The following is a 14,008-nucleotide window of genomic DNA, read 5'->3' as shown; positions in this document are numbered from 1 at the left end:
TTCGAGGCCCGAAAACTAGTAGCACGATCGTTCGTTTAGTTTTAGGGTCGGGGCATGGGTACTCCTCGACGACGCATCCTTCGTTCCCGCTGGAAGTCCGGTCCCGCCATTCCGCTCGACGACTTCGTGCTCGTCGGTGTCACCGACTTCACCGCCCACGGCTACGGGCAGTCCGTCGCCGTCGCGCTGGCCGGGATGCGGTTGCGCCGCACCTGGCCGTCGACACCCGGCGCGGTGGGGATGTGGCTGTTCGCGGATCCTCTCCGCCGACGCTCCGGGTCCGTGTCCGTGTGGGCCGACGAACGAGGGCTGAAGGAGTTCACCGGGCGCCCCGACCACATGCGGATCGTGCGTGCGCATCGCGGACGCGGTGAACTGCGGTCGGTCCGGCGGGAGTTCGAGGAGTTCGACCCCGATGCCGTGTGGGCGTACGCCCTGGACCTGATCACCGAGGAGCGCTGATGGATGTCGTCGAGCTGGACCGGATCGCCGTACAGGAGGCTTCGCGGGCCGTGGAGTCGGCCCCGGACGGCGACGACGGGGTCTGGGAGCGGGAGACCCCCTGCGCGGGGTGGAACCTGCGGCGGCTGGTGGCGCACATGACCGCCCAGCACCACGGGTTCGCGGCCGCCGCCCGGGGCGAGGGCGGCGACCCGGGTTACTGGCGGGAGCAGGAGAAGGCGGGCAAGCCCGCTCATGCGCATCGGGCGGCTGCGGACGCGGTGCTCGGAGCGTTCGCCGAACCGGGCGTTCTCGAGCGGGAGTTCGTGCTGCCGGAGCTGGGCGGAGGGTTTCCCGGCCGCACGGCGATCGCCTTTCACTTCGTCGACTACGTGGTGCACGCGTGGGACGTCGCGGCCACGCTCGGTGTGCGACTCCACCTGACGGACGAGGTGCTCACCGCGGCCCTGGCCGTGGCCCGACGCGTCCCGACGGACCCCACCGTCCGCGGCCCGGGCTTCGCGTTCGCGCCCGCGCTGAAGGTGGCGGACGGGGCCGGGCCGCTGGAGGACACCCTGCGACTGCTGGGCCGGGACCCGCAGGCGTGGGCCCGGACCGGCTGGTGATGTCGTCGGACGTGGGCCGGGTTCGCGCCCGCGCTGAAGGTCGTGGAGGAGCAACTGCGACTGCTGGCCAGGACCCGCAGACGCGGCCCGGAACCGGCAGGTGACGACGCCGTCCATGGGCCGGGGTTCACGCCCGCGCTAAAAGTCGCCGAGGGGGCCCGGCCGCTGGAGGAGACGCCGCAGCTGCCGGGCTGGGACCCGCAGGCGTGGGCCGGGACCGGCTGGTGATGTCGTCGGACGTGGGCCGGGTTCGCGCCCGCGCTGAAGGTCGTGGAGGAGCAACTGCGACTGCTGGCCAGGACCCGCAGACGTGGCCGCCCGGAACCGGCAGGTGACTTCGCCGTCCATGGGCCGGGGTTCACGCCCGCGCTGAAGGCGCGGACAAAGCCCGGCCGCTGGAGGAGACGCCGCAGCTGCCGGGCTGGGACCCGCAGGCGTGGCCCCGGACCAGACGGCCACCCGCGGCCTTGGCCGTGACCGCGCTGAAGGTCGCGGAGGAGACGCTGCGACTGCTGGGGCGGAAGCGGCAGGTTACGTCGGCGGTCGTGCCGGGGCCGAACCTCAAATGTTGCTCTGAAGGTCCCCCGGGCACGGTTCGGGCCCGGGGCCCGGGGCCATACCTCCGTCACGCCGAGCGGACGGCGACCGGAGCGGATGCGGGAGAGGCCGAGGAGGGGACGGACCATGGAGCGACTGGGGACGGGTATCGGATGGCGGCCGGAGATCGCGGACGCGGTGGAGCGCATGCCGGGCATCGACTGGGTCGAGGCCGTGGCCGAGAACCTGTGCCCCGGGCACCTCCCCGAGTCGCTGCGGCGGCTGCGCGAGCGCGGGGTGACCGTGGTGCCGCACGGCGTCTCGCTCGGCCTCGGCGGCGCCGACCGGCCCGACGCGGGACGGCTCCTCGCTCTCGCCGAGCGGGCCGAGGCGCTGGGCTCGCCGCTGGTCACCGAGCACATCGCGTTCGTCCGCGCGGGCGGCCCGCTGACCGCCTCCCCACGCCTGGAGGCCGGGCACCTGCTGCCCGTCCCGCGCACCCGGGACGCCCTGGACGTCCTCTGCGAGAACATCCGCATCGCGCAGGACGCGCTGCCGGTGCCGCTCGCCGTGGAGAACATCGCCGCGCTGATCTCGTGGCCGGGCGAGGAGATGACCGAGGGGCAGTTCCTGTACGACCTCGCGGACCGGACAGGGGTACGGCTGCTGATCGACGTGGCCAACCTGCACACCAACCACGTCAACCGCGGCGAGGACCCGGCCGAGGCACTCGCCGGGCTTCCTCTGGAGGCCATCGCGTACGTCCATGTCGCGGGCGGGTTCGAGCGGGACGGGGTGTGGCACGACAGCCACGCCCACCCGGTGCCGCGGCCCGTTCTCGACATCCTCACCGACCTCGCGTCCCGCATCTCGCCGCCGGGGGTGCTTCTGGAGCGGGACGAGAACTTCCCCGAACCGGGAGAGCTGGAGCGGGAGTTGGGTGCCATCCGGGAGGCGGTGGAGAAGGGCGGCGGCGCACGGGCCGACGGTGCGTGGCGCGCTGCCGCCCCCGTGGAGCCCTCGAGCGTCTCGACCGACCCCGCCCGCCAGCGGCTCGCCCTCGCCCAGACCGCGCTGCTGTCCGCGCTCGTGGCGGGGACTCCGGTGCCGGAGGGGTTCGACCGGGTGCGGCTCGGAGTGCAGGCGCGGGCGCTCGCGGGGAAGCGGGCGGATGTGGTGGCGAAGGTCGCGCCCGAACTGCCGGTGATCCTCGGGGCGGGCTATCGGCCGGCGTTCCTGGCGTATGCGCAGGGGGCGCCGATGACGGACGGGTATCGGCGGGACGCGCTGAGCTTCGCCGAACAGCTTCTGCTGAGCGGGAAGTTGGCGGACGCGAGGGCGCGACGGGAACTGCGGGAGTGGTGGCTGGAGCGGTCGGGGCCCACGCCGAGGTCCCGGAGGCCGGCGGTGCGGCTGGCTCGGGCCACGCGGAGGGTGTTGCTGCGGCACTGAGGGTGCGGGTGCCCGGGGTGGGTGTCGCTCACCCGCGTCGGCGGGATGCCGCTGCCGGCTGCGGGTTGCGCGGGCCTGGCGGCCGACAGCGACTGCACCCCGCCCAAGAGCGCACCCCACCCCAGGGCGCGGGGCTGCATCGATGTGCGGCCCCGCCGCGGGCCCCCCACCGGCCCGCAGTCGACACACAACCTCCACGGACTCGGCAGTAATATGTCAATCCCGCACCTGAATCCCACTAGCGTGCGGTGCCGCAACAGGAGGCACCATGCGACCGCTACCGCCCGTCAAGGGGCGAGGCATCTTCTCCGGCACCGGGGTCATCATCGCCGGGCTGACGGCGACCCTCGTGGCCCTGCTCATCCCGATCTGGTCCTATGCCGACCGCTCCGGCACGGGACTGAGCGTGCTCAACGCCGGGACCGTGACAACGCCGTACGGGCCGCTCTCGGCACTGGACCGGGAGTTCGTCACGAAGGTGCGGCTGGCGGGGCTGTGGGAGCTGCCCGCGGGTCAGCAGGCGGAGCAGAAGGGTACGACGCAGGCCGTACGGACGGCGGGGCAGCACCTGGTCGAGGGGCACACGTTCCTCGACGCACGCGTGCGTGACGTGGCGTCGAAGCTCGGACTCGCCCTGCCCAACGAGCCCAGCGATCAGCAGAAACAGTGGCTCGACACCCTGAACCAGGCCCAGGGCGTCGACTACGACCGCCAGTTCGCCAACATCCTGCGTCTCGCACACGGCAGGGTGTTCTCGGTTGTCGCGGAGGTTCGCGCGAGCACCCAGAACTCCCTGGTCCGCGCGCTGGCCGACGACGCCAACACCACCGTGCTGGACCACATCAAGATCCTGGAGGCCACCGGGTACGTCGACTTCGGCGCCCTGGCCCGGGACATGGCCACCGGCAGCACGCCCCCGATCTCCAACTCCCCGGCCCCGCCCGGCCCGACGACCGACCCGGGCGCGGTCGTTCCGGTCACCCCGTCGCCGTACGCCACGACCTTCACTCTGCCCCCGGCCGCCTCCAGCCCGCCCCCGGTCCCCGTCCCGTCGTAGTCCGCTTCCGGACAAACGGAACGTCACACACCGACAACACTCCGTCCGGATTGTGAACAGCCCATGGCGCCGCCGGGAGCCTTGGCATAGAAACGCGGCATGTTCTGGGTTCTCCTACTGCTGCTGGCCTGGGCCGCCGCCGGCACCGCGTGTACGCGGCTGTGCCTGGCCGCCGTACACGCGGCGGCCGCCGACGCGGATGCCCGGAGACACGATCTGACGCTGTACGAGGCCGCGTTCCTGTCGGGCGGCCCGCGGCGGGTCGCCGATCTGACGCTCGTCTCCATGGCCCGGCAGCGACGGCTGCTGCTGGCCCACACCGGCTGGGCGACCGTCGTCGATCCGCGGGGACGGGACGAGATGGAGCGGACGGTCATCGGGGCCATCGGCCCCGAGGGGCAGTCCCGGATCGCGCCGGTGCGCGCGGACGCGGCCTCGGCGGACGCGGTGCGCAGCATCGCCGACCGGCTCGTGGACGCGGGCCTCGCCGTGCCCGACGGCGCCCGGTCCGGCATCGCGGCGGCGGTCCGCCAGGTGCGGCTGGCCTCGGTGGCCGTCGTCGCGCTGGGCGCGATCGCCCTGCTCGTGCCCGCACCGTCGGAGATGCCGCGGCACCTGGTCGCCCTCTGGTTCGCGCTGCCGCTCGCACTGTCCCTGAGCTGTCTGGCCGTCGCGCGGATGGAGGTCCATCCGTACTCACGCTGGGCGTCCCCGGCCGGCCAGCGACTGCTCGGCGCCCTGACCCGGCGCACCGGCGGCACGGACGAGCGGACGTATCTCACCTCCGTCGCCGTACGCGGCATCAGCGCGGTCGGCGAACCGGATCTGCGTGCGGCCTTCGCCCACCGTGAGCAGCACCGCGGACGTCCTCGTGAGGAGCGGCGAGGAGAACGGCCCGGCGGACACGGCGAGGAGCACCGCCGGCCGCACGGGCGCGACTGAGCTCACCCGGGGGCGCACGGAGGCATTGGGGCCGACACCGGCGGGGCGGTGCTTGCCTTCCCTCACGGTCGAACGAAACATCCTTTTTGTCGCTGCCGCGCACCGAAGGGATACCGATGAGAGCCCCCGCCCTCTACACGGCCGCCGGGTCATTGCTTCTGACCACGCTCGCCGCCGCACCGGCCGGGGGCGCTCCGGCCGCCCCGGGCGCGGCGGAACTCCACGGCACCGCAATCGCCGCCGCGCGCGCCGGGACGGCGGGAGTCCGCTTCGGCGCCTGCCCCGCGGTGGAGGACCTGCCCGACGATGTCCGGTGCGGCACGGTGTCCGTCCCGCTCGACTACGCGCGCCCCGACGGCCGACAGATCAAACTGACCGTCAGCCGGGTGCGGGCCACCCACAAGGACCCGCACAACAGCAAGCGCAGGGTGCCCCGGCAGGGCGCCCTGGTCTACAACCCCGGCGGTCCCGGCGGCTCCGGCATGTACTTCCCGCTGGTCGGCGCGCTCCCCGAGTGGAAGGGGCTCGCGGCGGCGTACGACCTCGTGGGCTACGCACCGCGCGGGGTGGGGCGTTCGGCGCCGCTGTCCTGCACGGACCCGAAGCAGTACCTCAAGGCGCCCACGCAGACACCGGTGCACCCCTCGCTGTCGTACAAGAAGGAACGCATCGCGCAGGCGAAGGCGTACGCGCGCGGGTGTGCGAAGCGGGCGGGCGCGGCTCTCCGCTACTACACCTCCCTGAACAACGCCCGGGACCTGGACGTGCTGCGGGCCGCGCTGGGCGAGCGGAAGCTGACGTTCGTGGGGGCCTCGTACGGGACCTACTTCGGCGCGCTGTACGCGGCGCTGTTCCCCTCGCATGTACGGCGGATGGTCTTCGACGCGGCGGTGAACCCGGACCCGGAGCAGGTCTGGTACCGCAACAACCTGGACCAGTCGGCCGCGTTCGAGGAACGCTGGGCGGACTTCCGGGAGTGGATCGCCGGCCACGACGACGTGTACGGGCTCGGGAACACGGCCGAGGAGGTGCTGCGCAGCTACGAGAAGGCGGCGGCCCGGCTGGCCGCCGAGCCGGCCGGGGGGAAGGTCGGGCCCGGGGAGCTGCGGGGGGCGTTCCTGTCGGCCGGGTACTACGACGACTTCTGGCCGCATCGGGCGCAGGCCCTGTCGGCGTATCTCAAGGGTGATCCGGGGCCGCTGATCCAGCAGGCCGGGCCGCATCAGGAGGCGGCGAAGGAGGCGGAGAACTCCAACGCCGTCTATACGGCCGTCGAGTGCAACGACGCGCCCTGGCCGACGGACTGGAAGGTGTGGGACCGGGACAACACACGGCTGGCGCGGGTGGCGCCGTTCGAGACGTGGGACAACGTGTGGATGAACCTGCCCTGCGCGTACTGGCTCGCGCCGCGGCAGCGGGTCCTCGATGTGCGGACCGGGCCCGGTGAGCTGCCGCCGACGCTGATCCTGGCGGCCGAGAGGGACGCGGCGGCTCCGTACGCCGGCGCCCTGGAGCTGCACCGGCGACTGTCCGGCTCGGTACTTGTGACCGAGCGGGACGCGGGCACGCACGGCATCGCGGGCGGCCCGAACCCCTGCGTCAACGGATACCTGGACGCCTACCTGCTGGAGGGCCGCCTCCCGGTGCGGCGCGCCGCATGCGCCCCGCACCCCGAGCCCACGCCGAAGCCGAAGACGAAGACGAAGACGAAGGGCAGCTCTCGGAAGGCGGCCGTCGGACCCGCTCGCTGATCAGGCGAGGCCGGACACGAGCTCACCGATCTCCTTGCGGCGGCCCGTGTAGAACGGGACCTCCTCGCGGACGTGCATCCTCGCCTCGGAGGCGCGCAGGTGGCGCATGAGGTCGACGATGCGGTAGAGCTCGTCGGCCTCGAACGCCAGGATCCACTCGTAGTCGCCGAGGGAGAAGGAGGCGACCGTGTTGGCGCGGACGTCCGGGTAGCCGCGGGCCATCTTGCCGTGGTCGGCGAGCATGCGGCGGCGGTCCTCGTCGGGGAGGAGGTACCAGTCGTACGACCGCACGAACGGGTAGACACTCACGTAGTCGCGGGCGTTCTCGTCCGCCAGGAACGCCGGGATGTGCGAGCGGTTGAACTCGGCGGGGCGGTGCAGCGCCATGTTCGACCAGACCGGCTCCAGCGCGCGGCCCAGCCTGGTGCGGCGGAAGAGGTTGTACGCCTCCTGGAGCTGGTCGCTGGTCTCCGCGTGCCACCAGATCATGACGTCGGCGTCGGCGCGCAGCCCGGACACGTCGTAGGTGCCGCGGATCGTGACGTCCTTGGCGGCGAGCTGGTCGAACAGCTCCTGGACCTCGTCGGCGTAACCTGTGCGGTCCTCGGGGAGCACGTCCTTCAGCTTGAAGACGGACCAGAGCGTGTAACGGATGACCTCGTTGAGGTCCTTGGCCAGCTTGCCCTTGTTCGGGACCCTGCCGGACTCGGGGGTGGGGGCGTCGTTGCTCATGGGCCCTATTCTCCCGCTCCGCCGTGCAGACTCTGCACCGGGTTGGCGGTGAGCTCCCGTACGGCGGTCAGGTCGCCCTGGATCTGGTCCACCGCCGCGTAGGCGCTCGCGATGCAGGCCGGGATGCCGACGCCGTCGTACTGCGCGCCGCACACCGCGAGGCCGGGAAGCTTGGCGACGTGCTCGCGGATGCGGGCCACGCGCGCGTGGTGGCCGACGGGGTACTGGGGCAGGCCTTCGGTCCAGCGGGTGACGCGGGTTTCGAGGGGGGTGGCGGCCAGCCCGGTGGCCTCGCGCAGGTCATGGCGGGAGACGTCCACCAGGGCGGTGTCGTCGCGCTCGAGGATCTTCGTCTCGCCATAGCGGCCGACGGAGGTGCGCAGCACCACGACGTCCGGGTTCTCGTCGGCGATCCAGCCCCACTTCTGGGAGGCGAAGGTGGACGCCTTGATGGTGCGGCCGTCGACCGGCGGGACCAGGAATCCGCTGCCCGCGGGCAGGGCGGTGTCGGAGCGGCGGTAGGCGAGGGTGACCAGGGCCATGGAGGCGTACTCCACGGTGTCGAGCTGGGTGGCGGCCTCGGGTGCCTCGGCGCGCAGGAGGCCGGCGGCGGCCGGGGCGGGGGCGGCGACGATCACGGCGTCGGCGTGCAGGACGCGGTCCGCGGCCACGACCCTCCAGCCACCGGACGGCTCGCGGCGCAGCTCGGTCACCGGGGCGCCGGTGACGATCTCGCCGCCGCGCGCGCGGACCGAGTCGGCGACGGCGAGCGGGAGGGTGCCCACGCCGCCCTCGATGCCCATGAACACGGGCCCGGTCTGCTGGTTGGCCGCCATCCTCGCCTGGATCTCGCGGACGCCCTCGGTGAGCGAGGTGTGGGTCCGGGCGACCTGGAAGAGCTGCGGGACCGCCGAGCGCATCGAGATGCGGTACGCGTCGCCCGCGTAGACCCCGCCGAGGAGGGGTTCGATGAGGCGGTCGACGACCTCGCGGCCCAGGCGCGCCGCCACGTACGCACCGACCGCCACGTCGTCGCCGACCTCCGTGCGGGGGAGCTCCGCGTCCTGGTCGATGCGGGCGAGGCCCTCCTCGGACAGCACTCCGGCCAGGGCCTCGGCGGTGCCGGGGACGCCCATGACGTGGCCCCTGGGCATGGGGCGCAGCGCGCCGCGGGTCCAGATCGAGGCGGTCGCGGTGCCGGGCGGCTGGAGGCGGTCGGCGAGGCCCACCTCGCGCGCGAGAGCCACCGCCTCCGGCCTGCGGGCCAGCATGGACTCGGCGCCGAGGTCGACGCGCGCGCCCGCGATGTCGCCGGGCAGCAGCTTGCCGCCCACCCGGTCGGACGCCTCCAGCACGGTGACGCGCGCACCGCGCTGCGACAGCCGGTGCGCCGCGGCCAGCCCCGCGATGCCGGCCCCGATGACGACGACCCGTGATCCGCTCATGGCCCCAGCCTCTCAGACCCCACCGACAGTCCGACGGCGGCCCGGTGTCCTTCACGAGTCCCGACCGTGACCGCATCGGAACCACCGAAGTCCAACGTTCGCGCCCACTCCGGCGTCGAAGGAGCGTCAGTTGTTCACGACCCTCGGGGGGACGCCCGCATGCGCACATCACGATCACGACGTTCCGTACGGCCCGCCCGGGCCCTGGCCGGCCTCCTGCTCGCCGCGGGCCTCGCCCTGACCGGGTGCAGCGCAGGCGCCGACAGCAGCGACGGCGGCAGCGCCCTGTCCGACGACAAGGCGGCGCAGAGTCAGGCGGAGGGCGCGGCCGGCGACGCCGACGGCGCGGGCGGCAAACAGGCCTCCCAGGCGCCCGCTCCCGCCGCGAACCACATCATCCGCACCGCCACGCTGACCGTGCAGGTCAAGAACGTGCCGAAGGCGCTCGCCGCGGCTCGCACCACCACCGAGAACGCGGGCGGATTCGTCGGCAAGGAGTCCACCTCGCGCGACGAGGAGGGCCGGGAGCAGACGGAGGTGGTGCTGCGGATACCCGTCGAGAAGTACGACGAGGTCCTCGCCGATCTGGAGGGCGCGGGCAAGCTCCTGGAGCGCACGGCGAACGCGCAGGACGTCACCGACCAGGTCGTCGACGTGGAGAGCCGGATCGCGACGCAGCGCGCGAGTGTGGCGCGGATCCGGGAGCTGATGGACAAGGCGACCAAGCTGAGCGACGTGGTGACCCTGGAGGGTGAACTGAGCACCCGTCAGGCCGACCTGGAGTCGCTGCTCGCCCGCCAGGCCTCCCTGAAGGACCGCACGAGCCTGGCCACCATCACTCTGTCCCTGTCCGAGTCACCCGTCGTCAAGGCCGAGAAGGACGACGACCCCGGCGTCGTCGACGCGCTCGCGGGCGGCTGGGACGCGTTTGTGACCATGCTGCGCTGGGTCGTGGTGGCGGTGGCGGCAGTGCTGCCGTTCCTGGCGGGGATCGCACTGATCGTGCTGGTGTGGCTGCGGCTGATCCGGCCCCGGCTGCCTCGCCGGACCGCGTCGGCGGCCGCCTCGACCGCTCTGGGCCCGCTGCCCATGGCACGTCCGGTCCCGGAACCGGGACGGGAACAGGAGCGGGGCGAGCAGGACTGAAATGCCGCGCCCTCGTAGCGTGTTCGCATGAACATGAGCCGTACGCGGGACACGAGGGAACGTCTGGTCGTGATCGGCGGCGACGCCGCGGGGATGTCCGCGGCGTCACAGGCACGCCGGTTGAAGGGCCCCGACGAACTGGAGATCGTGGCGTTCGAGCGGGGCCACTTCACCTCCTACTCGGCCTGCGGCATCCCGTACTGGGTGGGCGGGGAGGTCACCGGGCCGGACCAGTTGATCGCCCGTACGCCCGAGGAGCACCGGGCCCGTGACATCGATCTGCGCATCCGCACCGAGGTCATGGAGATCGACGTCGACCGACAGCGGGTACGCGCGCGTGACCTCGAGTCGGGGGCCGAGTCCTGGACGTCGTACGACAAACTCGTGATCGCGACCGGCGCCCGCCCGATCCGCCCGGACATGCCGGGAGCCGACGCCCCCGGTGTGCACGGCGTGCAGACGCTCGACGACGGCCAGGCGCTCATCGACACGCTGGCACACACGCGTGGCCGCACGGCGGTGGTGGTGGGCGCCGGGTACATCGGTGTGGAGATGGCCGAGGCACTGATCAACCGCGGCTACGAGGTGACGGTGGTCAACCGGGGCAGCGAGCCCATGTCGACGCTCGACCCGGACATGGGCCGGCTGGTGCACGAGGCCATGGAGGGTCTGGGCATCACCATGGTCGACGACGCCGCGGTGACCAAGGTGCTCACGGGCGAGGACGGCCGGGTGCGGGCGGTGGCCACGGAGAACGCCGAGTACCCGGCGGACGTGGTGGTGCTCGGCATCGGCGTACGCCCGGAGACGACGCTCGCGAAGGCGGCCGGTCTGCCGCTGGGCAGCCACGGCGGTCTCCTTACGGACCTCGCGATGCGGGTGCGCGGCCACGAGAACATCTGGGCGGGCGGCGACTGCGTCGAGGTTCTCGACCTGGTCTCGGGGCAGGAGCGGCACATCGCGCTGGGCACCCACGCCAACAAGCACGGCCAGGTCATCGGCACGGGCGTCGGCGGCGGCTACGCCACCTTCCCCGGGGTCGTCGGCACGGCCGTCAGCAAGGTCTGCGACCTGGAGATCGCCCGCACCGGCCTGCGCGAGAAGGACGCGCGTCGGGTGGGCCTGCAGTTCGTGTCGGTCACGATCGAGTCCACCAGCCGGGCCGGGTACTACCCGGGCGCCTCCCCCATGACGGTGAAGATGCTCGCCGAGCGCCGCACGGGGCGGCTGCTCGGCGTGCAGATCGTCGGGAGAGAGGGCGCGGGCAAGAGGGTCGACATCGCCGCGGTGGCCCTGACGGCGGGGATGACGGTGGAGCAGATGACGGCCCTGGACCTGGGGTACGCGCCGCCGTTCAGCCCGGTGTGGGATCCGGTGCTGGTGGCGGCCAGGAAGGCCGCCGCGAAGGTGCGGGCCTCCTGACGGCTACGCCGTTCCGTTGATCCGTTCGATGGCCTGGCGGGCCTGGTCGGCCGGCGGCCTGGGCGGCAGCGCCGAGACGGAGGCGCTGGTGTTGGAGGGCATCGCGGCCGGCTGCTCACCCGCCGGTTTGGCGTGCGAGGCGGGCCGCGTGGTCCTGAGCCGGTTGCTCACCGCCTCGTCGAGCGTCACCGGCCGCTGCATCTGCGAGGCCAGCCGCCCGGCCTCCTGACCGAGCCTGGCCACGTCCTCCCACGGCAGCCGCAGCACCAGGGAGATCTCGGCCTCGCCGTCGGGAAGAGCGTGCATCGGAGGAGTAATTCGGTCGTTCATCGGTGGTTCCTCACGTAGTCCCCGCGGCCCGCCTTCCCCGTGCCGCGGGCGGTTGAGGAGACATACGCACGCGTGCGCGCGGGTGTTCACCGATGCGCCACCGATTCGCGGGGCCCATCGCGGGCACTACTTCCTTGTGGTCATCCCCGTCCATGACGTGAACCCTGTGCGCCGCACCCCCGTGGTGACGTACGCGCTCATCGCCGCGAACGTCCTCGTGTTCCTTTTCACGCCCGGCCTGTCCGGCTCCGTGGCGGGCGACAGCAGCCTGGCCCAGCTGTGCCATCTCCAGGCGTTTCTGGACCACTACGCGGCGGTTCCACAGGAGTTGATCCACCATCAGATGCCGCAGCTGGTCCCCACGGGCGACGTCGGCACGAGCGCGCAGGGCTCGGCGGGCTGTGTGGTGGCCCCGCCGGACTACGACAAGTCCCCGCCGCTGTCGGTCCTCACGGCGATGTTCCTGCACGGCGGCTGGCTGCACCTGCTGGGCAACATGCTGTTCCTGCTGATCTTCGGCAACAACGTCGAGGACCGTATGGGGCATGTGCGCTTCGCGCTGTTCTACGTCGTCTGCGGCTACGCGGCGTCGTACGGCTTCGCGCTCCTCAACGACGACTCGGGCGACCCGCTGATCGGTGCGTCGGGGGCCATCGCCGGGGTCCTCGGCGCCTATCTGGTGCTGTACCCGAAGGCCAGGGTGTGGGTCCTGGTGCCCTTCCTGGTCTTCCTGCCGCTCAGACTGCCGGCCTGGCTGGTGCTGGGCTTCTGGTTCGTGCTGCAGGCGGTGTACTCCTCCGGCGAGGGCGTCTCCGCCGCCGGCACGGTGGCGTACGCGGCGCACGTCGTGGGCTTCCTCGCCGGGATGCTGCTGGCCTGGCCGCTCAAGCCGGGCACTCCCCCACCGCCGGAACCGCGCGGCCTGCTGTTCGGCAGGAAGGCGCGGCCCCGGCACACCTGGTGAGTCAGCGGGCGGTCTGCGTGTGGACGTACTCCACGAGGCGGGTCAGGGCGTCCGGGTCGGTGGACGGCATGACACCGTGGCCGAGGTTGAAGACGTGGCCCTCCAGGCCCTCGGCCGAGTCCAGGACCTCGCGGGTCTTGGCCTCGACCGCATCCGTGGAGGCGAACAGGACCGTCGGGTCGAGGTTGCCCTGGAGCGCCTTGCCGGGGCCGACACGGCGGGCGGCCTCGTCGAGCGGGACGCGCCAGTCGACGCCGACGACGTCCGCGCCGGCCTCGCCCATGAGCTTCAGCAGTTCGCCGCAGCCGACGCCGAAGTGGATGCGGGGGACGCCGTACCCCTCGACCGCCTTGAAGACCTTCGCCGAGGCGGGCAGGACCGAGCGGCGGTAGTCGACGGGGGCGAGGGCGCCGGCCCACGAGTCGAAGAGCTGGACCGCGGAGGCGCCGGCCTCGATCTGGACCTTCAGGAAGACGGCGGTGATCTCGGCGAGGCGGTCGAGCAGGTCGGCCCACAGCTGGGGGTCGCCGTACATCATCGCCTTGGCGTTCTCGTACGTGCGGGACGGGCCGCCCTCGACGAGGTAACTCGCGAGGGTGAAAGGTGCGCCCGCGAAACCGATGAGGGGGGTCGGGCCGAGCTCGCGGGTCAGCAGGCCGATGGCCTCGGTGACGTATGAGACGTCCTCGGGGGTGAGGTCACGCAGTTGAGCCAGGTCGGCGCGGGTGCGGATCGGCTTCTCGACGACCGGGCCGACGCCGGGCCTGATGTCGAGGTCGACGCCGATGGCCTTCAGCGGGACGACGATGTCGCTGTAGTAGATCGCCGCGTCCACGTTGTGGCGGCGGACCGGCTGGAGGGTGATCTCGGTGACCAGCTCGGGCCGCATGCAGGACTCGAGCATCGGGATGCCCTCACGGACCTTGCGGTACTCCGGCAGCGAGCGCCCGGCCTGCCGCATGAACCACACGGGGGTATGCGGGACGGGTTCACGGCGGCACGCCTTGAGGAAGGCGGAGTCGTAGGCGGCTGACGGCGGCGTCTCAGGTGCACTCACGTCGGAAAGTCTCGCACGGTGCGCTGAGTGCCGAGTGCGCGGTGTCTGTGTGGGCATGGAGCCAAGTCCGGGTGTCTAGGGCGGCACCACGCCGCCCTTCCCTTTA

The 14,008-nt window shown here is 72.5% G+C and carries 14 protein-coding genes; 10 read left to right on the top strand and 4 right to left on the bottom strand.

What is annotated here, in order from left to right:
- Window positions 1-54: 54 nt before the first annotated feature.
- From RNB18_RS19800 to RNB18_RS19770, 7 genes are all read left to right on the top strand, one after another.
- Window positions 55-462: a hypothetical protein gene (locus RNB18_RS19800; RefSeq protein WP_311715402.1), complete on the top strand. Its 408-nt coding sequence runs from the start codon at window positions 55-57 to the stop codon at window positions 460-462.
- A complete protein-coding gene (locus tag RNB18_RS19795) occupies window positions 462-1,067 on the top strand; it encodes a TIGR03086 family metal-binding protein (protein WP_311715401.1) in 606 nt (201 codons plus the stop codon). Before RNB18_RS19800 ends, RNB18_RS19795 begins: the two co-directional genes overlap by 1 nt.
- A gap of 42 nt (window positions 1,068-1,109) precedes the next feature.
- Window positions 1,110-1,295 carry a hypothetical protein gene (locus RNB18_RS19790; RefSeq protein ID WP_311715400.1) on the top strand — a complete coding sequence of 62 codons (186 nt, stop codon included), beginning with the start codon at window positions 1,110-1,112 and terminating at the stop codon, window positions 1,293-1,295.
- A 456-nt stretch (window positions 1,296-1,751) separates the two neighbouring features.
- Entirely contained in the window at window positions 1,752-3,056 is a 1,305-nt protein-coding gene (locus RNB18_RS19785) for a DUF692 domain-containing protein (protein ID WP_311715399.1), read from the top strand.
- A 268-nt stretch (window positions 3,057-3,324) separates the two neighbouring features.
- Complete coding sequence (locus RNB18_RS19780; protein WP_311715398.1) at window positions 3,325-4,113, top strand: DUF4142 domain-containing protein; 789 nt, start codon at window positions 3,325-3,327, stop codon at window positions 4,111-4,113.
- A gap of 99 nt (window positions 4,114-4,212) precedes the next feature.
- Window positions 4,213-5,055, top strand: a complete 843-nt coding sequence (locus RNB18_RS19775) for a TIGR04222 domain-containing membrane protein (protein WP_311715397.1) — start codon at window positions 4,213-4,215, stop codon at window positions 5,053-5,055.
- A gap of 116 nt (window positions 5,056-5,171) precedes the next feature.
- On the top strand, window positions 5,172-6,806 hold the full coding sequence (locus RNB18_RS19770; RefSeq protein WP_311715396.1) for an alpha/beta hydrolase: 1,635 nt from the start codon (window positions 5,172-5,174) through the stop codon (window positions 6,804-6,806).
- On the opposite strand, the gene hemQ is transcribed toward RNB18_RS19770, so the two are convergent.
- Both hemQ and hemG read right to left on the bottom strand, forming a co-directional pair.
- On the bottom strand, window positions 6,807-7,538 hold the full coding sequence (hemQ, locus tag RNB18_RS19765) for a hydrogen peroxide-dependent heme synthase (protein WP_311715395.1): 732 nt from the start codon (window positions 7,536-7,538) through the stop codon (window positions 6,807-6,809).
- 5 nt (window positions 7,539-7,543) lie between these two features.
- A complete protein-coding gene (gene hemG, locus RNB18_RS19760) occupies window positions 7,544-8,983 on the bottom strand; it encodes a protoporphyrinogen oxidase (RefSeq protein ID WP_311715394.1) in 1,440 nt (479 codons plus the stop codon).
- 159 nt (window positions 8,984-9,142) lie between these two features.
- Here hemG and RNB18_RS19755 point away from each other — a divergent pair, with 159 nt between their 5' ends.
- Both RNB18_RS19755 and RNB18_RS19750 read left to right on the top strand, forming a co-directional pair.
- Window positions 9,143-10,129: a DUF4349 domain-containing protein gene (locus tag RNB18_RS19755; RefSeq protein WP_311715393.1), complete on the top strand. Its 987-nt coding sequence runs from the start codon at window positions 9,143-9,145 to the stop codon at window positions 10,127-10,129.
- Window positions 10,130-10,156: 27 nt separating this feature from the next.
- Window positions 10,157-11,551, top strand: a complete 1,395-nt coding sequence (locus tag RNB18_RS19750; protein WP_311715392.1) for an FAD-dependent oxidoreductase — start codon at window positions 10,157-10,159, stop codon at window positions 11,549-11,551.
- A gap of 3 nt (window positions 11,552-11,554) precedes the next feature.
- On the opposite strand, the gene RNB18_RS19745 is transcribed toward RNB18_RS19750, so the two are convergent.
- The gene (locus RNB18_RS19745; RefSeq protein WP_311715391.1) at window positions 11,555-11,881 is read right to left on the bottom strand and encodes a hypothetical protein; all 327 of its coding nucleotides are present in this window, start codon (window positions 11,879-11,881) and stop codon (window positions 11,555-11,557) included.
- Between the two features lie 136 nt (window positions 11,882-12,017).
- On the opposite strand from RNB18_RS19745, the gene RNB18_RS19740 reads away from it, so the two are divergent.
- Window positions 12,018-12,845, top strand: a complete 828-nt coding sequence (locus RNB18_RS19740) for a rhomboid family intramembrane serine protease (RefSeq protein ID WP_311715390.1) — start codon at window positions 12,018-12,020, stop codon at window positions 12,843-12,845.
- A 1-nt stretch (window position 12,846) separates the two neighbouring features.
- Here the strand turns inward: RNB18_RS19740 and hemE are convergent, their stop codons facing one another.
- A complete protein-coding gene (gene hemE / locus RNB18_RS19735; RefSeq protein ID WP_311715389.1) occupies window positions 12,847-13,902 on the bottom strand; it encodes a uroporphyrinogen decarboxylase in 1,056 nt (351 codons plus the stop codon).
- Window positions 13,903-14,008 lie beyond the last annotated feature (106 nt).

Origin of the sequence: Streptomyces doebereineriae, assembly GCF_031845645.1 — a bacterium.
GTDB lineage: Bacteria > Actinomycetota > Actinomycetes > Streptomycetales > Streptomycetaceae > Streptomyces > Streptomyces canus.
Note: the sequence above shows the minus strand (reverse complement) of the source record. Positions and strands in the feature narration are given on the sequence as shown.